Annotated in this window: 19 protein-coding genes; 7 read left to right on the top strand and 12 right to left on the bottom strand. The window is 39.3% G+C overall.

The window, feature by feature from the left end:
* Positions 1-529: 529 nt before the first annotated feature.
* Positions 530-1,366: an ATP-dependent sacrificial sulfur transferase LarE gene (gene larE / locus KFZ56_RS07685; RefSeq protein ID WP_222641312.1), complete on the bottom strand. Its 837-nt coding sequence runs from the start codon at positions 1,364-1,366 to the stop codon at positions 530-532.
* A gap of 250 nt (positions 1,367-1,616) precedes the next feature.
* Between larE and KFZ56_RS07680 the strand changes: the two genes are divergently transcribed.
* The 7 genes from KFZ56_RS07680 to tatA all read left to right on the top strand — a co-directional run bounded on the left by KFZ56_RS07680 (position 1,617) and on the right by tatA (position 8,622).
* Positions 1,617-2,036, top strand: coding sequence for a general stress protein (locus KFZ56_RS07680; RefSeq protein ID WP_222641310.1), 420 nt, complete (start codon positions 1,617-1,619; stop codon positions 2,034-2,036).
* Between the two features lie 142 nt (positions 2,037-2,178).
* Positions 2,179-2,940, top strand: coding sequence for a gluconate 2-dehydrogenase subunit 3 family protein (locus KFZ56_RS07675; RefSeq protein ID WP_222641309.1), 762 nt, complete (start codon positions 2,179-2,181; stop codon positions 2,938-2,940).
* A gap of 20 nt (positions 2,941-2,960) precedes the next feature.
* The gene (locus tag KFZ56_RS07670; protein ID WP_222641308.1) at positions 2,961-4,706 is read left to right on the top strand and encodes a GMC family oxidoreductase; all 1,746 of its coding nucleotides are present in this window, start codon (positions 2,961-2,963) and stop codon (positions 4,704-4,706) included.
* 36 nt (positions 4,707-4,742) lie between these two features.
* A complete protein-coding gene (locus KFZ56_RS07665) occupies positions 4,743-4,961 on the top strand; it encodes a twin-arginine translocase TatA/TatE family subunit (RefSeq protein ID WP_222641307.1) in 219 nt (72 codons plus the stop codon).
* Between the two features lie 883 nt (positions 4,962-5,844).
* Entirely contained in the window at positions 5,845-6,609 is a 765-nt protein-coding gene (locus KFZ56_RS07660) for a gluconate 2-dehydrogenase subunit 3 family protein (protein WP_309228271.1), read from the top strand.
* 19 nt (positions 6,610-6,628) lie between these two features.
* On the top strand, positions 6,629-8,383 hold the full coding sequence (locus KFZ56_RS07655; RefSeq protein WP_222641306.1) for a GMC family oxidoreductase: 1,755 nt from the start codon (positions 6,629-6,631) through the stop codon (positions 8,381-8,383).
* Positions 8,384-8,409: 26 nt separating this feature from the next.
* Positions 8,410-8,622: a twin-arginine translocase TatA/TatE family subunit gene (gene tatA, locus KFZ56_RS07650; RefSeq protein WP_222641305.1), complete on the top strand. Its 213-nt coding sequence runs from the start codon at positions 8,410-8,412 to the stop codon at positions 8,620-8,622.
* Positions 8,623-8,699: 77 nt separating this feature from the next.
* On the opposite strand, the gene KFZ56_RS07645 is transcribed toward tatA, so the two are convergent.
* The 11 genes from KFZ56_RS07645 to KFZ56_RS07595 all read right to left on the bottom strand — a co-directional run bounded on the left by KFZ56_RS07645 (position 8,700) and on the right by KFZ56_RS07595 (position 23,140).
* Entirely contained in the window at positions 8,700-9,794 is a 1,095-nt protein-coding gene (locus tag KFZ56_RS07645; protein WP_222641303.1) for a glycerophosphodiester phosphodiesterase, read from the bottom strand.
* A gap of 158 nt (positions 9,795-9,952) precedes the next feature.
* Entirely contained in the window at positions 9,953-10,714 is a 762-nt protein-coding gene (locus KFZ56_RS07640; RefSeq protein WP_222641302.1) for a DeoR/GlpR family DNA-binding transcription regulator, read from the bottom strand.
* 104 nt (positions 10,715-10,818) lie between these two features.
* Positions 10,819-11,946 (bottom strand): ABC transporter ATP-binding protein, encoded by a 1,128-nt coding sequence (locus tag KFZ56_RS07635; RefSeq protein ID WP_222641301.1) that lies wholly within the window; start codon positions 11,944-11,946, stop codon positions 10,819-10,821.
* Complete coding sequence (locus KFZ56_RS07630; protein WP_222641300.1) at positions 11,947-13,620, bottom strand: ABC transporter permease; 1,674 nt, start codon at positions 13,618-13,620, stop codon at positions 11,947-11,949.
* Between the two features lie 128 nt (positions 13,621-13,748).
* Positions 13,749-14,807, bottom strand: a complete 1,059-nt coding sequence (locus KFZ56_RS07625; protein ID WP_222641299.1) for an ABC transporter substrate-binding protein — start codon at positions 14,805-14,807, stop codon at positions 13,749-13,751.
* A gap of 109 nt (positions 14,808-14,916) precedes the next feature.
* Positions 14,917-16,008 carry a zinc-binding dehydrogenase gene (locus KFZ56_RS07620; protein ID WP_222641298.1) on the bottom strand — a complete coding sequence of 364 codons (1,092 nt, stop codon included), beginning with the start codon at positions 16,006-16,008 and terminating at the stop codon, positions 14,917-14,919.
* Between the two features lie 269 nt (positions 16,009-16,277).
* The gene (locus KFZ56_RS07615) at positions 16,278-18,041 is read right to left on the bottom strand and encodes an L-lactate permease (protein ID WP_222641297.1); all 1,764 of its coding nucleotides are present in this window, start codon (positions 18,039-18,041) and stop codon (positions 16,278-16,280) included.
* Between the two features lie 96 nt (positions 18,042-18,137).
* Positions 18,138-18,902 (bottom strand): fumarylacetoacetate hydrolase family protein, encoded by a 765-nt coding sequence (locus KFZ56_RS07610; protein ID WP_222641295.1) that lies wholly within the window; start codon positions 18,900-18,902, stop codon positions 18,138-18,140.
* A 61-nt stretch (positions 18,903-18,963) separates the two neighbouring features.
* On the bottom strand, positions 18,964-20,421 hold the full coding sequence (locus tag KFZ56_RS07605) for an FAD-linked oxidase C-terminal domain-containing protein (RefSeq protein WP_375540669.1): 1,458 nt from the start codon (positions 20,419-20,421) through the stop codon (positions 18,964-18,966).
* A gap of 18 nt (positions 20,422-20,439) precedes the next feature.
* Entirely contained in the window at positions 20,440-21,822 is a 1,383-nt protein-coding gene (locus KFZ56_RS07600) for a (Fe-S)-binding protein (RefSeq protein ID WP_222641293.1), read from the bottom strand.
* A 1-nt stretch (position 21,823) separates the two neighbouring features.
* The gene (locus KFZ56_RS07595) at positions 21,824-23,140 is read right to left on the bottom strand and encodes an FAD-binding oxidoreductase (RefSeq protein WP_222641292.1); all 1,317 of its coding nucleotides are present in this window, start codon (positions 23,138-23,140) and stop codon (positions 21,824-21,826) included.
* Positions 23,141-23,205: the final 65 nt, after the last annotated feature.

Below are 23,205 nucleotides of genomic sequence, written 5' to 3'. Positions count from 1 at the left end.
CCTGTATTTTATGCCTCCATTATAGCGATTGGAACGATTTATTCTATGCCGATTGTCGACATCTTTATTTATTCCCATCATAATTCAGCCCATTATTCTTTGTCAATAAAGATATTAAGAATTTCAAATTATTTATCTTCTTTATACTCATCAATAAGATGAGGTGCGCATTTGCTGTAGTCTCCGTATAGCTGTAATTCTTTGTGGTTTGGATTATTGTGTCTGGCTATCATACATAGATACGCTGATTTTGCCCGCTCATGTGTCAGAGAACCTATCTCTGGTACATGATCATGCCTTTTTTCCTTACTCATATACTTGAGCATCTCTCTCTTGTACATGATTTAAACAATTCTATCCTGTTTATGTATCTAAGATTTCCGCTCTGTTCATACTTCCACCGTTTCTTTTCAAAAAGGGAAAAAAGAAATCCTATTATTTACTAAAATTCGAGGCGTGGTGCTTCTTCTTCGCTAGAAAAAGCCTTACAGAAATGTATTGGCATCTGCAAGGCTTAGATATAAAAATATTAACTTACTTCCGTCTGCAATTCATCTGCTGGTAATACTTCATTCATACTTCCTGTACGATAGCCACGAAGATCCAATGATACGTAGTTGAAGCCAAGTGACTCAAGTTTTAGCTGGATTTCCTCGCGGTGTTCCAGTAATTTGGTAATTTCTTCTGAAGTCACTTCAATTCTGGCAACACCCTCATGGTGACGTACCCGTACCATATCAAATCCCAATCTTACAATAAATTTCTCTGCCTGATCAACTTGGTTAATTTTTTGCTTATCCAGTTTAATACCATAAGGAATCCTGGATGCCAAGCTGCAAGATGCTGGTTTATTCCATACAGGAATATTAAGCTCTTTGGTAAGCGCACGAACTTCTTGTTTGAAAAAGCCTGCTTCTTCCAGTACACTACGCGCGCCTGCTTCTGTTCTTGCCTTCAATCCAGGACGGAAATCATCCACGTCATCCATAATCATACCGTCCAGCACCTCATCATATCCCATTTCCCAAGCAAGCTGATTTAAATGGGTATAGAGCAATTTTTTGCTATAATACCAACTATTAGGTGTGTTAGCTACAATATTTGCGTCTTCCAGTTCTTTTATTTCTGTTTGATAGACTCGAATCCCCATTTTCTCCGCAAGTTTTACTGCTCCTTCAAATTCTTCTTTACGGAATAATTCGGATGCAACAACTACTGCAAGCACATTAGCTTCACCCAACTCCTGTTGTGCGCGCTTTAATACCAATGTACTATCAACACCACCGGAAAAGGCTACCATAACCCGGTTCATTCCTGAAAGGATCACACCTAGCTTTTGGTTTTTCTCACTTATTGTTTTATTCACGCTACCTCGCCTCCCTTTTATAAGTTACCTTTATTCATTATTTGAATGAAAAACTTCTATAATTATCTTTTTTCATTATAACAGCCAATTAAAACCGTTTCCAATATTAAATACGTTGAATATCAGATGTTAAAGTAATTTTCAAATTTATCGATGTAATAAAAATGCCTCAACGCAATAGAAAAAAGTTTTAAAGTCTTTATCCTTGGGAAGAACATAATAAACGATTATTGCTATGGAGGTGTTTGAAATGGCCAAAGAAATCATTGGATCCTATTCCTCTAGAGATGAAGCAGTGAGCGTGGTACAACGATTAGAACTTAAAGGATATATCGCTAAAAACATTACAATCTTTGCAAATAGCGATCATGCTGAGGATATGGACAGACAAACTGATGTGAAGGTAAAAAGTGATGCCACTACAGAAGATGAAGAATCCTTTATGGATAAGGTAAAAAAAGTTTTTACGGAGCATACAGATACAGATTCCCATATTGAATTACACGGAAAATTAGTAAATGCTGGCGTATCAGAACTTCAAGCCAAAAAACTTACTGACGAAATAAAGTCTGGAAATATTTTGATTGTAGCAGATGATCAATTAAAAATGGGAAATGATGCAACCAGTGATACGGTAACAATGGAAGAAACAGCCATGCGACGAGATTAATCATATAAATCCTTAAAAGGCGAACAGTGCCTGGCACTGTTCGCCTTTTAGTTTCGACAATATTGTCAAGAAATGTTTATTTATGGTATAGTGAAATAATTATCACAAATACTAATCAATAGACAATGAAAGGAGTAATAAAATGGCTGATGAAAAAGATGCGAAAAAACAGTCAGAGATGTCCCGGCGTAAATTCATGAAGAATACTGGTTATGTAGCTGGTGGGGCAATTGGTGGAGGGTTACTTGGTTCTCTGCTTGGCACTAATTTTTTAGGTGATAACCAGCAAACTTCCCCGGAAAATACAAACGAAGAAAACAATTTTAATCGTGCTCTGATGTATTTTACCAAACAATCTGACTTCGACATCCTTCGTGCAGCAACCGAGCGAATTTTTCCGGAAGATGATAATGGACCCGGTGCAATAGAATTAGGCATCCCTTTTTTTATTGATCACCAATTAGCTGGAGCGTATGGACATAATGATAGAGAATATATGCAAGGCCCTTTCTATCCCGGATCGGATTTTCAAGGATATCAAACACGGCTCAAACGCCACGAGGTATTTGATGTAGGTATCCAGGCTATCGAAAAGCAAAGCCAGAATGATTTTAACGCTTCTTTTGTTGATCTCGAGGGAGAGCAACAAGACGAGATTTTACAACAATTTCAAGATGGCGATGTTGATTTGAAAGGGGTAACAGCCACCACCTTTTTCGAGCTATTGCGCTCTGCTACGATTGAAGGAGCATATGCCGATCCACTCTACGGCGGAAATGGCAATATGGAAGGCTGGGTAATGAAGGAATATCCTGGTAACTACATGAGTTATATCGATGAAATCGAGGAAGAAGAATTTATAGAAAAAGAGCCAAAGGCTTTACAATCACATATATCATCGTAGTAAAAGAATGGAGGATAATAATGGCAACGGAGTTAGATAAAGTAGAAGTAGTTACTGTTGGCGTTGGTTGGACAGGCGGAATAATCGCTGCAGAACTAGCCAAAAATGGAGTTCAGGTTGTTGGATTAGAGCGAGGAAAACCCAGAGATACCGAGGATTTTCAACATATTCATGATGAGTATCGATATGCAATCCGCTATGATTTAATGCAAGATTTATCAAAGGAAACAATTACATTCAGAAATAACCGCGATGAACGCGCACTTCCCATGCGTCAATTAGGCTCATTCCTTATGGGTGAAGGCTTGGGAGGTGCAGGTGTGCATTGGGATGGGCAAGTATATCGTTTCTTACCATATGACCTTGAAATTAAAACACATACAGATGAGAAGTACGGGGCCGATAAACTGGGAGATGATTATACCCTGCAGGACTGGGGCATATCCTATGATGAATTAGAGCCTTATTTTTACAAGTTTGAAGAAACAACTGGTATTAGTGGAGATGCGGACTCGATGCCACAGAGTGCACCGCGAAATAATCCGTACCCTACCCCGCGAATGAAAGAAACACCGGTAACCAAGCGTTTCAAAGATGCAGCGAGTAATTTAGACCTTCATCCCTTTCATATCCCTTCAGCCAATTTGTCTGAAGCCTATGAAAATCCGGATGGTCAAAACATCCAGCAATGTCAATATTGTGGTTTTTGTGAACGTTTCGGCTGTGAATATGGTGCCAAATCCACACCGAATGTTACCGTTATTCCTACTGCCCAAGAAACGGATAATTTCGAGTTACGCATGAACGCCAACGTAACAGAAGTGTTATACGATGGAGACAAAGCCAATGGTGTAAAATATGTAGATTTACAGACAGGTGAAGAGTTTATTCAACCTGCTGATATCGTCGTGCTTACAAGTTGGGTCATGAATAACACCCGCTTGTTGCTAAATTCAGAAATTGGCCGCCCTTATGATCCGGAGACACGGTCAGGTGTCATTGGCAAAAATTATTGCTATCAAATGCGCCCTACTGCGACAGGTTTCTTTGAGGAGGAAAAGTTCAATACCTACATGGGAGCCGGAGCACTTGGAGCAGCGATAGATGATTATAATGGAGATAATTTTGATCATTCCGATGTAGATTTCATACATGGTGGCGTGATTACAGTTAACCAACAAGGGCAGCGTCCAATTAACAATAATGTTGTGCCAAACGATACACCAAACTGGGGACAGACATTTAAATCCGAGTCACTCAAATACTTTTATCGTACACTAACTGTTGGAAGCCAAGGTGCATCCATGCCCCATCGGAACAATTACCTGAGCTTGGATCCCGATTACACGGATTCGAATGGTTATCCACTGCTTCGGTTAACCTATGACTATACCGATCAGGATAGAAGCCTGCATGCATATCTGGCGGAGAGATCTGTGGAAATCATGAAGGAAATGGGAGCAGATCATGTTGAAGCCAGTGAGATGACTGATCATTATAACATAGTGCCATACCAAACAACCCATAATACCGGAGGCGTTATTATGGGTGATGATCCTGAAACATCAGCAGTCAATAATTATTCCCAAATGTGGGATGTAGATAATCTATTTGTCATCGGTGCTTCTGCTTTTGCACATAATGGCGGCTATAATCCCACAGGTACTGTGGGAGCACTAGCTTACCGAGCAGCCGAGGGTATTATGCAATTCAGAGAAGAAAATGGCCAACTGGTACAAGGTAAGAAGAATACGAAGGTAACGTAAAACACCGCTCACGTAAAAATGAAGGGAGATAACAAAATGGGCATTGCAAATATAGGCATTCCGGGGTTAATTCTCATTGTCATCCTTGCTTTAATTATTTTCGGGCCAAAGAAGCTTCCGGAAATCGGGTCTGCCTTTGGACAAACCCTTTCATCATTTAAAAAATCTGCCACCGGACTGATAAGTGATGAAGAGTTGACAACAGATGAAAAAGATGCTAATCCAACTCAACCTCAAGCTGAGAAGACAGATTAGTATATAGATATTTTAAGAAGTGAACAGTACTTAGTGCTGTTCACTTTTTTGTTGCCTAGGAAATTATAAAATTATTTGCTTGGACATAACTTGATTTCCAAAAGTAGCCACATCCGGCTCCAGCGCCCAGCAATAGCAAGTCTTTTGGTGGGACGAGCATCCGCGCAGTCCCAAGTCCTTTGGTGGGGCGAGCTTTAGCGCAGTCCCAAACTTCACACTTCTCCATTACGATAAGTCGCACTTAACAAAGGAAGGCCGACTAAGAACGTCCTTGCTGGCCAACGCACGGCTCCCCTGATGCAGGGGCATGTTTCCTTTTCGCTTTCCAAGCATAAGATTCACTTTGACTTTCACCACTACTGGTGATAAGTCAAGTTCATCTAATCTCACTGCGAAGTGTTCCAGTTTGTACGTTGCAACCCGGGCGCCCTGCGCCTTTGCTCAAGTGAAAGCCTTACAGCCAGTTACATTGCGATAAAATAATCAACTGCCGAAGATGGGCCCATACCATCTATTTGATGTGCCGATGGATACAAAGACTCACTTCTCTTATGAGTACTATTCTGGGCTTGGAAGTACTGCTTTCGGTCACTCATATCCTTTATGAGTGACCGTTCTGGCTTCAAAATCCTTCTTTTGGTCACTCATCGCACTCATGAGTGACCGTTCCCTGCTTCGAAAGACTGCTTTCGGGCGCTCATATCAGTCAAGTCTCCATTATTGTGTAAAATCCAAAATACTTACGCCTTTTTTATGGATGTTTAGCAGCGTGTTCGCTAATCGCGTTAGCGTAATGAAGGACAATTTATTTAAGTATATTTCCAAAATAACTGCACATAATATCCATAATTCGGCAGTATCTGCAGATAAAGGAGGAATAGTAGTGGCAGATGAAAAAAATGATAAGCAACAATCTGAAATATCACGGCGGAAGTTTATAAAAAATACTGGTTATGTAGCTGGTGGAGCAATTGGTGGTGGTATTCTTGGTTCGATTCTCGGCACCAATTTTCTGGATGGGAATCAGCAACAAACGGCACCAGAATCTACAGATGAAGCGAATAACTTTAATCGTGCACTGATGTATTTCACTAGACAAGAGGATTTCGATGTACTAAGTGCAGCAACCGAGCGAATTTTTCCGGAAGATGATAATGGTCCTGGTGCAATAGAGTTAGGTGTTCCTTTTTTCATCGATCACCAATTGGCTGGAGGCTATGGTAATAATGATCGGGAGTATATGCAAGGTCCATTTTACCCCGGGTCCGATTTTCAAGGATATCAGACAAGATTAAAAAGACGCGACGTTTTTGATGTAGGCATTCAGGCCATCCAGCGAGAAAGCCAAAATGAATTTAACGCATCTTTTTTGGATCTCGAGGGCGAGCAACAAGATGAGATATTACAAAAATTCCAAGACGACGAAGTAGATATGAAAGGGGTTACGCCAACTACCTTCTTCGAACTACTGCGATCAGCAACCATAGAAGGGGCGTATTCAGACCCCCTTTACGGCGGTAATGGAAATATGCAAGGTTGGGTGATGAAGGAGTATCCGGGTAATTATATGAGTTACATTGATGAAATGGAAGAAGAAGAATTTATTGAAAAAGAACCAAAAGCTTTACGATCACATATGTCATCTTGATTAGAATGGAGGCTAAAATATGGCGAAAGAATTAGACAAGGTAGAAGTAGTTACAGTAGGCGTTGGTTGGACCGGGGGAATAGTTGCTGCTGAGCTTACCAAGCAAGGAATAAATGTCGTTGGACTTGAACGGGGGCAAGACAGATCAACAGAAAATTTCCAACATATTCACGATGAATATCGATATGCGATTCGTTATGGTTTGATGCAGGATCTATCCAAGGAAACGATAACCTTTAGGAATAATAGAGATGAACGTGCACTCCCTATGCGTCAGTTAGGATCTTTCCTGCTTGGTGAAGGAGTTGGCGGTGCTGGTGTCCATTGGAATGGGATGACTTGGCGCTTCCTGCCATATGATCTTGAAATTAAGACTATGACTGACGAGAAATACGGAGAAAATAAACTAGGGGAAGATTACACCCTTCAAGACTGGGGTATATCCTATGATGAATTAGAACCCTATTTTTATAAATTTGAAGAAATGGCCGGTATCAGTGGAGACGGGGATTCAATGCCACTGAGTGCACCAAGAAACAAACCATATCCTACACCAGCAATGAAGGAAACACCAATCACACAACGATTTAAAGATGCGGCAAACAATTTAGACTTGCACCCTTTTCATATTCCTTCAGGCAATCTGTCAGAAGCCTATGAAAATCCGGATGGTCAAACCATCGCACAATGTCAGTACTGTGGTTTCTGTGAGCGTTTCGGTTGTGAATATGGCGCCAAGTCTTCGCCAAATGTTACCGTTATCCCCACTGCTCAGGAAACAGGAAATTTCGATTTACGAACCCATGCAAATGTAACGGAAGTGATGTACGATGGAAATCGAGCCACTGGTGTCAAGTATGTAGACCTGCAAACGGGAGAAGAATTTATCCAACCAGCAGATATCGTTGTGCTGACAAGCTATGTAATGAATAATGTACGTCTCCTGTTAAACTCTAATATAGGTACTCCCTACGATCCAGAAACAAGATCAGGGGTAATCGGTAAAAATTATTGCTATCAGATCCAACCAGGTGCTACAGGATTCTTTGAAGATGAAAAATTCAATACGTATATGGGCGCAGGAGCACTTGGAGCTGCTGTAGATGACTACAATGGGGATAACTTCGATCATGCTGATTTAGATTTTATACACGGTGGCGTGCTCAATGTTACCCAAACCGGGCAACGTCCTATCAATAGCAATGTTGTCCCGAACGACACACCAAATTGGGGGCAGGAATTCAAATCCCAATCCATAAAATACTTTCACCGTACGTTATCTATAGGTTGTGAAGGTGCATCCATGCCCCATCGAAACAATTACTTAAGTTTGGATCCAGATTACAAGGATGCATTTGGATATCCTCTTCTCCGCTTAACATACGACTATACCGAGCAAGATAGAAACCTGCACGACTATATTGCTGAAAAAGCTGTAGGTATTATGGAAGAGATGGGGGCAGATAGAGTGGAAAAAAGTGAAATGACAGACCATTATAATATTGTCCCATATCAAACAACGCATAATACCGGTGGCGTTATCATGGGAGATGATCCTGAAACATCAGCGGTTAATAATTACTCCCAAATGTGGGATGTGGACAATCTATTCGTCATTGGAGCTTCTGCGTTCGCGCATAATGGGGGCTATAATCCTACAGGTACAGTCGGAGCACTAGCATACCGCGCAACCGAGGGGATCATGCAATTCAGAGAAGAAGACGGTCAATTGGTACAAGGGAAGAAAAACAGCAAGGTAACCAAAAATGCCTGACATTTTGATTGAAGGGAGATAGCAATATGAGCTTTACAAATATAGGCATCCCGGGCTTAATTCTCATTGTTCTCCTTGCCTTGATTATTTTCGGACCAAAGAAACTTCCCGAAATCGGGTCCGCTTTTGGACAGACGCTGTCAGAATTTAAGAAATCTGCCACAAATCTTATGGAAGACGATGAATCGGGACGCACTGAAGACGAGAAGTATGATCCTCAGACTGAGAGGACAGATTAGAAGATGTATATTTAAAGCGAACAGTTGGCCTGTTCGCTTTTTTTAGTCGTTTTTTAGGCTTTTAGTCAAAGCTGCTACTATCTACCAGTTCCATATTTATCGATCCATTTAGTTGCATTAATACTCAATGTATTATAATTTTTTTCTGTAATCAAATTTTTGCGTTCTTGATGTTCTAACAATTTCTTAAAGTTCTCCAAATGTTTAACGACCTTGTCCCTTTGTTCTGATGCCTCGAAATGTTCTATCGCCTTCAGATGCATTAACAAAGCATGTGCAGCTTGATCGTTTTTTATTCCTTCTTCCTTACGTAACTGCTCCACAAGATCCGCTAGTCTACCCGCTCCATCTGGCACAATCACGTCTGTTTCTATTAATCGCGGCTCTATTTTTTTAGCTTTCGCGTATGTTTCTGCTGTGTTCACTTGATAAACATGTAATCTTAGCCCTTCTTCATCAATTTTTTCTGCAGCTGCTTTATCAATATTGTTAATGGATGTTGTATAAATCGCACGATCATATTTCTTTAATTCTTTGATATCTTCATCCAAATCTTCTAAGGCATTCCCAAGAAAAGTTACTGTTGCTTCTGGATACCAAGCATGAAATTGGTCTCGTATTTCTCTATCGCTTAATACAAAAAAAGAATGGTCCAAGACATCGTTTTGTTCAGCAATCTCCATGATACCATCCACAAACTCCTTATTCTCCCATTCTCCTTTTGAACCGTCAAAATTGACTCCAACGTTATACTTATCAGCTTCTTCTAATGCTTCTTGAAGTGTTGGCACTTTATAATTGGTCTCGTTTCCATCAGCGTCTAGAACATTATAGCTCTTCATTTCTTCTAAGGTTATATCTTCTATTTTTCCGGAACCCGTTGTAGTGCGGTCGATGTTTTCGTCATGCATTAGTACATACTGACCATCTTTTGTTTCCTGTATGTCAATTTCAACAAAACCATACCCTAATAAACCTGCCCATTTCATTGCTTCGGCTGTATTTTCCGGGACAGCTACATGGGCACCGCGGTGGGCACTTATTTCTGTTTTATCACTGCGCAACCAATCATCGGTCTTATCAGCTGATTCTGCATAACCTACATGATCAAATGCAAAAGATAGTACAAAAATACTTAAAATGGAAAGTACTAAAAATTTAAATTTTATCATGATACTCCTCCCGCTCCTAATCTTCCCTCGTAACTATTTGTTATCTCGAACCGTTTTGTTTCCTTACGTAACTATATCCATGTATCACCTCCAATAAAACTTGAGTTCTAACGATAGGATGTATTTGTCAATTAACATTTTCGTAGTTTTGCGGCCAGTCACGCGAGATGTACCTGAATACCTGCGTTTTGCACTCTTCTTAGATCAACTTCTTCAAGTTCTTGTCGAATCACCAGATCATCAATTTTATCTATACCGGCAACAGCATGAATAGAAACTCGACCAATTTTTGTATGGTCAGCTGTGACAATAACTCGCTTAGCTGCGCGAATCATTCCCCGTTTTGCTGGAACAAGATATTCGTCGAAATGAGTAAGACCTTTTTCGTAATGAAAAGCCGGTGTTCCGATAAATGCTTTTTGAATATTTACGGTACTTAATGTTTCATCGGTAATCATTCCATTTAGCATGTAACTTTCAGGAAAGAGTACACCACCTGTTACGATTACTTGAATGGACTTGGAAAAGCGTAATGTTGCTGCAATATTGATGTCATTTGTAACGACTGTTAAATCTTTCTTATTTATGATTGACTTTGCAATGTGTAATGTTGTTGTTCCCGAATCCAGAATAATATTATCTCCGTTTTCTATAAGTTCGGCCGCACGCCTGCCGATTCTTTCTTTTTCCTCATATTGAGCGAACTCTCTGTCTTGAAAGGAGGGTTCGGAATGAACTTCTTCCTCCAGCATCACACCACCATACGTCCGCTTCATTAGCCCTTTTTTCTCCAGCATTGTGAGATCACGCCGGATCGTTGCCTCATGAACCTGAAAATGGGAAGCAAGTTCTGATACAGTCGATACATGATTTTGTTTTAGGAATTCTAGTAACCCTTTTTGTCTTTCTAGTGGTAGCATTACATCATCTCTTTTCCGTTTTTTCTGTTGAGGTTGGTTAACATTTGTTCATTATTTTGTTTCTCTACTTTCGTATTTTCTAAATTCATGCATGAATCCATTTTTTATAGTTTTTCCTTTTCAATGCTGTTATCCAAAATTTTAACTAAATCACTTCTTAATTGTAATCGTATTTTCGATCCTACTTCTTTTTGCCCGTTTTCATAATGATAATAATCAAAAAATTTAAATGACTGATTGCCTATCTGTACGATATATTCCATATGGGATCCTAAAAATATAGCTTGCGTTATTTCAACTAAAAAATTTCCTTGATCAGTAATTGACCAGAACTCTGGCTTCATGACACAATGAACTACATCATTTTTTTGAAGTTTATAATCAGGGGAATTTTTCACCTGAATAGTCGTTTCTTCAAGTTTTAACCGTACAGTTTCCTCGTTGATGTCAGCTACCGTAGCCATTAATATATCCGAATCACCTATGAAGTTTGCTACAAAACGATTAACTGGATTTAAATAAATGTCCAGTGGCGAACCTACTTGTTGAATTTTGCCCTCATCTAGAATTACTACTTGATCAGAAATAGCCATAGCTTCTTCCTGATCATGTGTTACATATATGCTAGTAATACCAAGCCTGCGTTGTAAATTTCGAATCTCAGTCCTCATATACTGACGAAGTTTACTATCTAAATTAGAAAGAGGCTCATCAAATAACAGTATTTTAGGCTCAAGTATAATTGCTCTTGCAATTGCAACACGTTGCTGTTGTCCCCCTGAAATTCGTGAAGGATTACGATCTTTCAATTCTTCTAAGTCCATAAGTGATAATACTTTTTCTGTCCTACTTTTTATTTCTTCTTTATCCACTTTTTTTATTCTCAACCCATACGATACATTTTCATAAACGGTAAGATGAGGAAACAAAGCATAATTTTGGAATACCATGCCCATATCACGTTTATTAGGAGGTTGATTTGTTATATTCTCTCCATCAACAATTACTTCGCCACTTGTAGGAAACTCAAATCCTGCTAACATCCGTAATGTTGTTGTTTTGCCACATCCAGAAGGGCCTAATAATGTTGTTAACTCTCCCTGTTTAAAATTTAAAGAAACATTATCGACAGCAGTAAAAACATCTTGTTTCTTATTACGGGATGGAAATGCTTTTACTACGTTTTCGATTTTCAACTTTACAACATTAGATTCTGTATATATCGGGTTCATTTACATCGACCTTTCATTTTGTTTTAACAATAAATTCAAGCCAGTGAACGCAATCAATATAATGACAAATAAGATGACACAATAAGCAGCAGCAACACCTAATTTGCCAAAGTCAACAGCTGACAAAATTGCCACCGTCATCAGGTTCCAACTTGCAGAAACCAAAAAGATGACAGCACTTATGGAAGTTAACGCTCGAGTGAATGCATATATTGCACTTGAAAATAATGCAGATCTCAATAACGGAAAGGTTATTTTCCAAAAAGTAGTAAACCCATTAGCATTTAGTGATTTAGATGCTTCCTCAAGCGATGAATCTATTTGCATTAAAGCGTTCGTTCCTGCCTCAATGCCTAAAGACATATATCGGAAAACAAGTACTAAAACTAAGATAGCTGCCGTTCCTGTAATAGCTAATGGCGGGCTATTAAACGATAAGAGATATCCAATACCAACGACTGTTCCAGGAACAGCAAATAATAATATTGAACCTATTTCCACTAACTTTTTTCCTGGGAAACTTATTCTCACTGTTAAAAAGGAAATGATCATACCTAATAAAACCATTATCGGAGTAGCAATAACAGCAATAATTACAGTATCTTTGATTGTACCTAATCCTGTGTCAAAGACGTATTGAAAATGTTTCAAGGATAATGCGTAATTTACTCCCCATATCTCGACAAAAGCACCCACAATAATCGTTCCGTAAAATAAAACGATTGTCCCCGTTATCAATAAACAAGTTATAAATAAAGGTACAACCACCTTTTTATCTTTAATAATTACGGATCCCTGCGAAGTTTTTCCTGTTACTGTCGTATATGATTTTTTATTGACCCAATACTTTTGAACCAAATATGCAGTTAAAACCGGAATCAACATGGAAACTGCTAATAAAGCACCTGTCCTTAAGTCATTTCTACCCGTAATTGTCATATATGCTTCTGTGGCTAAAACGGAGTAATCTCCACCAATAATCATCGGATTTCCGAAATCTTCAAGTGATTTAATAAATGTTAAAAGCAAAGAACTAAATACGCCCGGCATTGCTAATGGTAAAGTTATCGTATAAAACACTTTCCACCTAGATGCTCCTAGATTAAAAGCAGAATCCTCCAATGAAGCATCCATTGTTTCAAGTACACCTTTTAAGTTTAGATATGCAATAGGTGAAAAGCACATAGCTTGAATAACTAATAGGCTATTAAAACCAAAAACATCCGTGCTCTGCATCCCAAGTATTTCTTTAGAAATTAATCCGGAACTCCCAAAGAGTAGAATCATAGCTAATGCTAAAACGAAAGGTGGTGAAACAACTGGAAAAACTGCAATAAAATTAAAAAATTTCTTACCAAACATGTGAGTCCTTGTTACTGAATAAGCAAATATGAAACCGATCAAAGTGCTAATTATCGCTGATGAAATGCCCAGTTTCAGACTGTTCCAGATAGTTTGATATATACGAGGCTTATCAAAGATTTCTTGCACGGCTTTAAAATCCAATCCACTTTCACCGACAAAGATTGTTTTCAAGATACTATACATAGGGTAAATGGAAAATAAAAAAAGCGATATTAATACCAAAATGATTAAACCAAATAGATATGGGTTCTCTCCTATTGCTTTCCATTTACGTTTTAACGGTTTTTTAACTATATTTGAATTAGCCAATCATAACACCCCATTAAAAATCGTCGAAAGTCATTTACATATCTCAGTTAGAACGTTTTATAGAATACCTTTTTAAAATAGACTTCACATAGTTTCATGCTAGGTGAAGCCTATTTTGGAATAACTAGTTATCCATCACTAGCTTCTTCCTCTGATTCAATCTGCCGTTCGAATTTATCAACAATCTCATCGCGGTGTTCACTAGCCCAAATGTTATCCGTATCCGCTACATTAAATTCATTCAAATCTGGGGCTCCTTCCGGTATGTTGGCATCTGATATTACTGGTAAATGATAGTATCCAGTATCCGCATAGACATTTTGCCCTTCCACGCTATTTATCCAATTCATAAATTTCGTTGCATTTTCCTTTTCTTGTTCCGGTCCCCCTTTTATTTTAGCCGCTCCTTCCACAGCTACTGATACACCATCCTCCGGGTAAGTAATTTTAATAGGATACCCCTCCTCTTTGAGCGGTAACAGATCCTGAGCAAAAGCAAGTCCAGTGCCAACTTCTCCTATCCCAATAAATTGTGCGTTAGCTGATCCTCCTTTCGTCCATTGTTTCACATTCTCATCAAATTTCTTTAAATAATCAAATGCTTCTTCTTCCCCCATGATTTGCACAAGTGTAGATACAAATTGATATCCGGTTCCTGACGCTCCAGGATGGGCCAACATTATATTGTTTTCAAATTCCGGCTTCAATAAATCCTCCCAGCTTGTTGGGGCTTCAACACCGTTTTCTTCTAACCACTCTTCATTGGAGGCAAAAGCTATAGGCCCTTGATAAATAGGAAGCCAACTAGCATCTTCTACCATTGCATTCTCATCGATTTTATCGAGATTATCCAAATTATCAGTGTCGTATTTTTCTAAGAACCCTTCTTCATCTGCTTCTATGAAGCTATCAGATGGCCCCGCAAACCATATACTTGCATCGCTACTTCCTTCTTCAGCTTTTAGTTTTGAAAGAATCTCTCCTGTACTAAGACGGGTATAATCCACTTCAATTCCAGTATCTTCTTCAAATTTACTTACATATGCTTCTGCGTTTTCTTCAGGCATCGGAGTATACATCGTTAATTTACCATTTGAGCCATCATCTCCACTTGATGTATCATCATTTCCACAAGCAACTAGCATTAATGCACAAATAATAGGAATAAACGTCAAGACTTTTTTCAACTTCATTTCCTCCTTTTTTGATAAGATTTATTAATATTCAAAAAATAATAGCCGCATTAAACCGATTTGTAAGTTTTATGGATTGCTTTAAAAATAAAACACCATTTTATTAACCCCATTCAAAGGACAAGAAAATCTTTCCCCAGCCCTTATTTTTTATAGCCTTATTCATCGACTTTTCTAAATCCTTAGCATCCCTAATTAATTCTTTTTGATTCGGTAAAAGCTTCTCCAATGTACGCTGATACGCTTGACTTTGAAAAGCATGCATTAGTGTTTGAAATTCCTCAGCTGTACTTCGAGAACTTCCGTAAATCGTCAACCCCTTCTCAAGAATATCTCTTGTATTCAGAGGTACATGTTCTTCGGATACACCCATTAAGGTTATTTTTCCTTGAGGCTCGATTAAATCAATTGCTTGATTAATAGCCTTTTCACTAAATGTTCCTCCTGTACATTCAATTACCGCTACAACATTCTCCTCCTTTCTAAAATTGAAATCTTGTACAAGATACGTTGTGGCAAAATCAAAATGCACCAACCTTTCGCTTATAGCACCAAAGACTAACAGGTCCTCTTTTGATATGCCAAAAACATGATGTAATGTTGCTGCCGTTAAATAACCAACCGGCCCATCTCCAAAAACAGCTACTTTTCCATCATTAAAGTAATCGCTTACATGATTTGCAGCGTGTAAGGATACGGAAGTCAATTCCGCTAAAACGGCAATTTCATCAGGAACATTAGAGGGTATGGCTATTACATTTTCTTTTGGAAGTACCAAATTCTGTTGTCCAATCCCATCGTAACCACTGCCTAAGAAAACACTTTGCGGCAAATAATTATCCTTTACTACTCGACTGTTAGGGGATGATTTATTATTTATTGTATTAGCTTGTAATCGTCTTGCAGGGATATTAGGAACAATAACGACACGCTGACCTATATCAAAAGTTTCATCCTTCGACTTTACTATATGGCCAATTCCTTCATGAAACAGGGCCATAGGAAGTTTACTTTGTAAAGCCTCCTTTCTTCGTTGACCAGTGTAATAACGAGTGTCTGCATGACATATACTTGCTAAACTTGGCTGTACCACAACTTGATTATTATCAATGGAATGTTGAAGTACAACTTCTTCAAACGTTTCCGGTGCAATCAGTCGATAAGCTCTTGACTGTACAATTTCTTTATTACTCATACCTCCACTCCTCACCATGCTCATTTATGCTCATTATTATTTATATGTGCTCATTTTGTATTAATGATTATTTTTGTTAATACTTAAATTATTATATTCTATTCTGAATACGTCGTTGTAACGCTCCGTCTATTGTATATATGGATGTACCGTTATTTATTCGATTTGTTATTAACAGGTGTTTGTTCTTATTCTTCCTTCAATCATTAATTCTTTTTAGTAAACCAAAAAAAACTCCCTCTATATAGAAGGAGTTTCATTACACGGATTTAAGAAGCAGCGCGACGTTGTATAACGTCTAAACGCTTGTTGTTTGTCACAATAATGTAAATAGCGATGACCCAAATAATAACCGCAATAATAGACCCGATGTTAAATATTCCCTTTTCGGCAGTCCACATAATCGAATAACCTATAGATCCTAACAGCAATGAATAATAGAGAAATGGAAGAAGCGTTTTTCGAATAATGTGTCCTTCTTTCCCTACAAGTCCAACAACTGCTGATGCTGCGACAACATTATGGACACAAATCATATTTCCGGCTGCTCCACCAACTGCTTGAAGCGCAACCATCCAAGTCGCATCACCGCCGATGCGTTCGCCGACCCCGAATTGGAAAAGCGAGAACATCATGTTACTAATAGTATTACTACCAGCTACAAATGCACCAAGTCCTCCAACGAACGTTGCAAAGATTGGATACAACGATCCTGCAAGATTTGCAACACCTTCTGCTAAAGCTAGCGGCATTTCTTGATAACCAGCCGCTCCGCCGTCTGAGTTAAGAAATACTTGCACCATAGGAACAGTGAAGACAAGAGCTGACCCAGCTGCAATCATTGTTTTCCCGGAGTCTTTCCAAGCTCTAGCAAATTCTTGAACCCTCATCCCATGCATATAATAGGTGAATACGGCAACGACGATAAAAATGAATCCTGGTGAAAACAAAATTTCCCAACTAGAGGATATTTCTGTCCCAAAAATATGTGGTAATGTAATTGTAGCAGATTGAAGCCAATCCCCTACTATAGTTAGTCTGGAAATGAGCAATAGAATAGCAATCAATACGTATGGTGCCCATGCACGCCACATGCTTATTTTGCCTGCATAAATCTCACTATGTTTAAGCTCAACCCTCCCGGTCCACGTTGGATCCCACCGGTCTTTTGATTCGAAATCCCAAATTTCGTCTTCCTTTGGCATGAGGAAGCCCTTTTTCGCTGCCGGAATTACAATTGCCAATCCAACTAAGCCGCCAATCATTGCAGGGAATTCAGGTCCTAATAAATTTGCAACAATAACATATGGTATCGTCATCGCCACGGAAGCAAAGATTGCGAACTTCCAAACCTTTAACCCCTCACTGAATGATTTATTCTTCCCAAAAAAACGTGTTAAAATGGCTACTAAAAATAACGGAATTAGTAATCCTGCGATGGTATGAAGCAAGGCCACCTTCCCAGCAACACCAAATACAAAGCTTGAAATATCAGTGATTTGGGTGAGCGACTCAACTCCTGTACCCACTCCCACAGTCATGGGCGTTCCGACTGCTCCAAAGGATACCGGAGTACTTTGGATAACCATACCGGAGACAACAGCTGCCATCGCTGGAAACCCAAGTCCGACCAATAATGGTACTGCAACTGCTGCAGGTGTACCAAACCCTGCTGAACCTTCAATAAATGAACCAAAAAGCCATGCAACGATAATGACTTGAATACGCCGATCGGGGGTAATATCTGTAAAACCACGACGAATAGTATGAAGCCCCCCACTTTCTTGCAGCGTATTTAATAGTAAAATTGCGCCAAAAATAATAAATAAAAGTGTAACAGCAACGATCAAACCATGAACAGATGCAGCAGCTACTTTGGGGAAGGCTACATTCCAAACGAATAGAGCTAATAAAACAGTGACAATATAGGAAAGCGGCATGGCCTTACTCGCTGGCCATTTAAGCCCAACTAGAAAAATAGCAACAACAATAATTGGAAGGACGGCCAGCACAGCTAATATTCCATTACCCATTTTTAAAACCCTTCCTTATATATTTTTTTTTAAACCATATACATATGTGCACATAGCAAACAGGAATTTAGTTATATCTATTAACCTAAAATAAAGTCAACTTTGTTTTATAGAGTTACGAAGCTCACCAATTCCAGCAATTTTACAGTTGATTTCATCCCCGTCTTTCATCATTTCAGCGCCTAGCGGACTTCCAGTTAAAATAATATCACCCGCTTCCAATGTCATTACACTGGATAAATACGCGATCATCTTTCTCATGGAAAAGATCATAAGTGCCGTTGAGCTATCCTGTTTCTTATTACCGTTTAAGTATGCTTCAACGTTAACTTTATCAGGATCGAGTTCCGTTTCGATATATGGTCCGAGCGGTGTAAATGTGTCAAATGATTTTCCTACCATCCAATGTCCGTCTTCATGGAAATATTGTGGCGCTGTTACATCATTGGCTATCGTATAGCCAAATATAGACTCTGTTACTTCTTCTTCAGAGAGGTTACTTGCACGTTGACCGATTACTACGGCAAGTTCTGATTCAAATTTCACTTCTTCAACTTCTCTTGGTATAACAATAGCTTTCCCATTTCCAATAACAGAGGAAATCGGTTTATAAAAAAATACAGGAATATCAGGTAATTCAGAGGGTAAATCATTAGTTTCAGCAACATAATTTGCTCCGATACCAATTACATGTTTTGGTGTGAGTGGTGCCAATAATTGGATGTCAGAAACATTATAGATTTTTTCTGTTAAATTCCATCCTGTAAATATGTCTCCTTCAATTTGTTGAATACCACTGTCTGTTGCAATACCATACAAAACGCTTGTTTCTTTCTGTTTTTTAAATCTAGCGAATTTCATTATTTTCACTCCTTGTACTCTCATGATTGAGAGATGGATTATGTGGCCCATCTCTCAGGCTTTATACTTCTACTGTCTTCCACTCTTGCTTTACTTCTACACAACGACCGGGACTTGGAAATAATTTTCCGGGATTTAGTAGATCCTCGGGGTTAAAAACAGCACGAATTTCCGTTTGCGCGGCCATTTCCTCATCACTGAAGATAAAACGCATTTCTGCCGATTTTTCGATCCCCACACCATGTTCACCAGTAATTGAGCCACCAACATCTGCACAAACCTTTAAGCATTCGGAACCCGCTTTTGAAGCTCGTTCACTTTGTCCAGGAATACTTGCATCGAATAAAATAAGTGGATGCAAATTCCCATCCCCTGCATGGAAAATATTTGCAATACGAAGCTCATACTTCATGCTAATTTCAGAGATTTTTGCCAGTACTTCAGGCAAACGAGTTCTAGGAATAACCCCATCTTGTACGAGATAATCGGGAGAGATTGCTCCCATTGCGCCAAAGCCCATTTTGCGGTTTGCCCACCAAAGTCCTCGTTCTGCTTCATCTTTAGCCACTTTTACCTCTCGCACATTATTATTTTTACAAACATCAAGTATTTCATCGATTTGATCATCAATTCCAGCGGCAATTCCATCGACTTCAATAAGTAAGAACGCAGCAATATCTCTCGGATGCCCGACTGGATAAGCGGCAGATTCAACACCCTCGGTGGCTATAGAGTCCATCATTTCAAGTGCAGCTGGAATAATACCAGCGGCAATAATATCTGAAACAGCTTGGCTTGCATCATTAATATCATCATAATAAGCAAGAACGGTTTTCTTACCCTCAGGAGTTTTTAAAACCTTTACGGTAACTTTTGTCACAATGCCAAGCGTTCCCTCTGAACCGGTCAAAAGCCCGAGTAAATCGTATCCCGGGCGATCCGGAACCCCGTCTTCTCCTATTTCAATAATTTCACCGCTAGGAAGAACAATTTCAAGACCCAAGATATGGTTTGTTGTAACACCATATTTAAGACAATGTGCCCCTCCCGAGTTTTCGGCAACATTGCCACCGATTGTACATGCATATTGGCTTGAAGGATCTGGTGCGTAATAGTAACCTTTATCTGAAATAGATTGTGTCAACTTTAAATTAATATAACCAGGCTCAACAACTGCTTTTCTATTTTCCAAATCAAGATGGAGCATCTTCTTCATCCGAACCAAACTAATTAGAACTTCACCTCCAAGCGGGGTCGCCCCTCCGCTCAAACCTGTTCCAGCCCCACGCGCTATATAAGGAATTTCCACTTTATTTAAGTATTTCACAACATCTGAAACCTGTTTAGTATTCCGCACAAAAACAACCGCTCTTGGCATCCCTTTTGACATCGTATAGCCGTCGCATTCATATGAAATGAGATCTTCTTTCAAATAAAGAACTTCACCTTCGCCAACTATATTGATTAATTGTTGAGCAACAGCATCAGGTTTTTGTTTTTTATGCCTTTTTCCAAGCACTCTTTCACATCCTTTTGATTACGATTTCACTAGTCGAGCCTGCTCTCTTCTTTCTTTTTCATATGCCCAGTCAAGTAGTTGTACGGTGTGAACGACCTTTTCACTTCTACCATATTTTTTTATCCCCATTGCGATTTGCAGCATACAACCGGGATTACCCATTGAAATCATATCAATATTTTCAGGTACATCTTCCACCTTACGCTCCAGAAGAGCCCCTGCCATTTCGGGGTGTGTAAGATTGTAGATTCCTGCACTTCCACAGCATCTGTCTGCATCTGGTAAATCAACCATTTCCACACCTGGTATTTCATTTAAAAGTTGACGAGGCTCAAAACGTACCCCCTGTCCGTGAGCTAGATGACACGCGTCATGGTACGTAATTTTTGTGTTTACTTCTGCTTTTGGACGTTTAAAATCATTATCATATAGAAATTTAGAAACATCTTCAATTTTCGCCGAAAAATCCTCCGCTAAAGGGAGCATTTCAGGATCATTTCTGAATAATTCATTATATTCCTGAAGTGCACATCCACAGCCTGCAGCATTTACAAGGACTTTGTCATAATCTTTAAAGGCTTCCATATTCTGTTTGGCGAGTTCCTTTCCAGTTTCTCTTTCACCAGCGTGAACATGAAGAGCTCCGCAACATCCCTGTTGTTTCGGCAGGCCAACTTCAAATCCATTATGTGTGAGAACACGAATAGTCGCTTCGTTAACATCACTGAACATGACGTCCATGATACACCCTGTCAGCATTCCAACCCTTTCTTTCTTTTCATCTTCTGCTGGCACAATTTCTGGGTATCTTCCCAACACAGGTTTTTCAACTTTCGGGAGAATGGACTCCATATCTTTCAAATGTGTTGGCATTATATTTAATAAGCCTGTTGTTCTCACAATACGCTGTATACCACTTTTTTGATAAAATCGCATGAAAGACCCAAGCATATTCATACGATTCTGATACGGGAAAAATCCGTTCAATGCTGTCTTACTAAGTGTACCTGTAAGACCTGTTAAAGGCATTGCTTGGCGAATTTGTCCACGAGCTTCTTCAATCAGTCCACCAACTTGGACGTCTGCCGGGCAGGCTGTTTCACAAGCGCGACAATCTAGACAGTCAAAGATGGGTTTAGAAAAAGCATCATTAATATCTATTTTGCCTTTGCCAACTGCTTCAATTAAATAAACACGACCTCTTGGTGAATGTTGCTCTTCTCCTGTTTCCTGATACGTTGGACAAGCTTCAAGACACATGCCACAGTGAACACAGTCTGCCCACTTCGTTTCATCAGGGATATCCTCTCCCAAGTAGTTACCCAGGCTCTTCGTATGACAAGGAAGATCGGATGTTTCTTTATTTAATAATTTTGTTAAGCTATTTTCATCCTCACTCATGTTATATACCTCCTACAAAACGTTGGCGGTTTAAGATTCGCTTTGGATCGTTCGTCCGTTTAATGCCTTCTAATAAAGCAAAGTAGTTCGGTCTTTCTCCCCAAACACTAATCGTTTCTCTTAGGATAAATGGCAGATGTGTACACACAACATAGCCTTGTTTTTCTTCTACTTTTGCTCTCAATGCCTTTATATAAGAAACAATAGCTTCAGGGAACCCTTTGACATATACTCTCGAAATGCCATGGCCAAGGCCACCATGGGCTTCAACTGAAACATGATATTCCTCAGCAAGTCTGTCAGCTGCTTTCAGAATAAGGAGAACATCTAAATTATTGCTGCCAATTTTCAATGCTGCTTGCGTTTTAGCTTCACCTTTTTCGTCATTGTATCCATTGGGTCCGATATGTCTGAATCTCTCCCACCAGTGCCTTGCCTCTTCCGCATGTAACACAAAATGCTTAATACCTTTTGGCACATGCCTCTCTACCCAATCCTCCTGGTCGAGAACGGCATTTTCCCGATCTTCAAATGCAATGGCAAGTGTATAATGATCTTCGCCAGTCATCTTTTTAGCAACAAAAGGGGTTAAAATTTCAAGTGATACTGGTTCCATCATTGAATCGAGTATAAGCACAGAAAATTCACGAATCGCTTGTTCATTACCTTTAGGGAAATGCAGAAGAAACAACCCCTCATATTTTGGGAGCGGACGCAATTTAATCGTGATTTCGCTAATGACGCCAAGCGTTCCCATTGACCCAATAAAAAGTTTATTCATGTCATAACCCGCAACGTTTTTCACAACTTTACCGCCTGTACGGATAACTTTTCCGTCTGCATACACGATTCGCGTACCGATAACCAAATCTCTAGCAGATCCATAGAGCAGCCGTTTCGCTCCACTGTCATTCGCTGCAATAATTCCTCCGATCGTTGCCATTTCAGGCCAAGGAGTGTCAAGTGCCACATGTTGCCCTTTTTTGCCTATTTCATCTGTAATTTCTTTTAACGTCGTTCCAGGTCTCACCGTTAATGTCAGATCTCCAACTGAATGATCTATAATCCCTTTGTATTCGGCAAGCGACAATAGAATATCTGCTTGTTCAATCACCCCGCCATATCCTCGCTTTGTTCCACCTGAAACAATGTTGACCGTTTTATCATATTTATTCGCGTATCCAAGAACTTTTGAAATGTCTGCTTCGGAATGTGCCTCCATCATTTGCATACCGCCATTGCCAAGTGGATGACGTTCTTCATGGTTTTGCTTCATTTGTATTTTTGGCAAAACCTCTATTAGATCCGAAGAAGCCATATTAACACCCCCCCCATTTGTCATTGCTTGAGAAACCGTATAACTCATATAAATGACTATAATAC

Source organism: Virgibacillus sp. NKC19-3, from assembly GCF_019837165.1.
GTDB lineage: Bacteria > Bacillota > Bacilli > Bacillales > Amphibacillaceae > Virgibacillus_L > Virgibacillus_L saliphilus.
The sequence above is the reverse complement of the archived record's forward strand: the minus strand, read 5'-3'. Positions and strand labels throughout refer to the sequence as shown.

What these genes read in the sequence shown, in the direction of transcription:
- KFZ56_RS07610 (WP_222641295.1), bottom strand. Translation starts at nt 18,902, where the DNA reads ATGAAATTCGCTAGATTTAAAAAACAGAAAGAAACAAGCGTTTTGTAT.
- KFZ56_RS07655 (WP_222641306.1), top strand. Translation starts at nt 6,629, where the DNA reads ATGGCGAAAGAATTAGACAAGGTAGAAGTAGTTACAGTAGGCGTTGGT.
- KFZ56_RS07595 (WP_222641292.1), bottom strand. Translation starts at nt 23,140, where the DNA reads ATGGCTTCTTCGGATCTAATAGAGGTTTTGCCAAAAATACAAATGAAG.
- KFZ56_RS07645 (WP_222641303.1), bottom strand. Translation starts at nt 9,794, where the DNA reads ATGATAAAATTTAAATTTTTAGTACTTTCCATTTTAAGTATTTTTGTA.
- KFZ56_RS07620 (WP_222641298.1), bottom strand. Translation starts at nt 16,008, where the DNA reads ATGAGTAATAAAGAAATTGTACAGTCAAGAGCTTATCGACTGATTGCA.
- KFZ56_RS07680 (WP_222641310.1), top strand. Translation starts at nt 1,617, where the DNA reads ATGGCCAAAGAAATCATTGGATCCTATTCCTCTAGAGATGAAGCAGTG.
- KFZ56_RS07675 (WP_222641309.1), top strand. Translation starts at nt 2,179, where the DNA reads ATGGCTGATGAAAAAGATGCGAAAAAACAGTCAGAGATGTCCCGGCGT.
- KFZ56_RS07615 (WP_222641297.1), bottom strand. Translation starts at nt 18,041, where the DNA reads ATGGGTAATGGAATATTAGCTGTGCTGGCCGTCCTTCCAATTATTGTT.
- KFZ56_RS07635 (WP_222641301.1), bottom strand. Translation starts at nt 11,946, where the DNA reads ATGAACCCGATATATACAGAATCTAATGTTGTAAAGTTGAAAATCGAA.
- KFZ56_RS07665 (WP_222641307.1), top strand. Translation starts at nt 4,743, where the DNA reads ATGGGCATTGCAAATATAGGCATTCCGGGGTTAATTCTCATTGTCATC.
- tatA (WP_222641305.1), top strand. Translation starts at nt 8,410, where the DNA reads ATGAGCTTTACAAATATAGGCATCCCGGGCTTAATTCTCATTGTTCTC.
- KFZ56_RS07640 (WP_222641302.1), bottom strand. Translation starts at nt 10,714, where the DNA reads ATGCTACCACTAGAAAGACAAAAAGGGTTACTAGAATTCCTAAAACAA.
- KFZ56_RS07670 (WP_222641308.1), top strand. Translation starts at nt 2,961, where the DNA reads ATGGCAACGGAGTTAGATAAAGTAGAAGTAGTTACTGTTGGCGTTGGT.
- KFZ56_RS07600 (WP_222641293.1), bottom strand. Translation starts at nt 21,822, where the DNA reads ATGAGTGAGGATGAAAATAGCTTAACAAAATTATTAAATAAAGAAACA.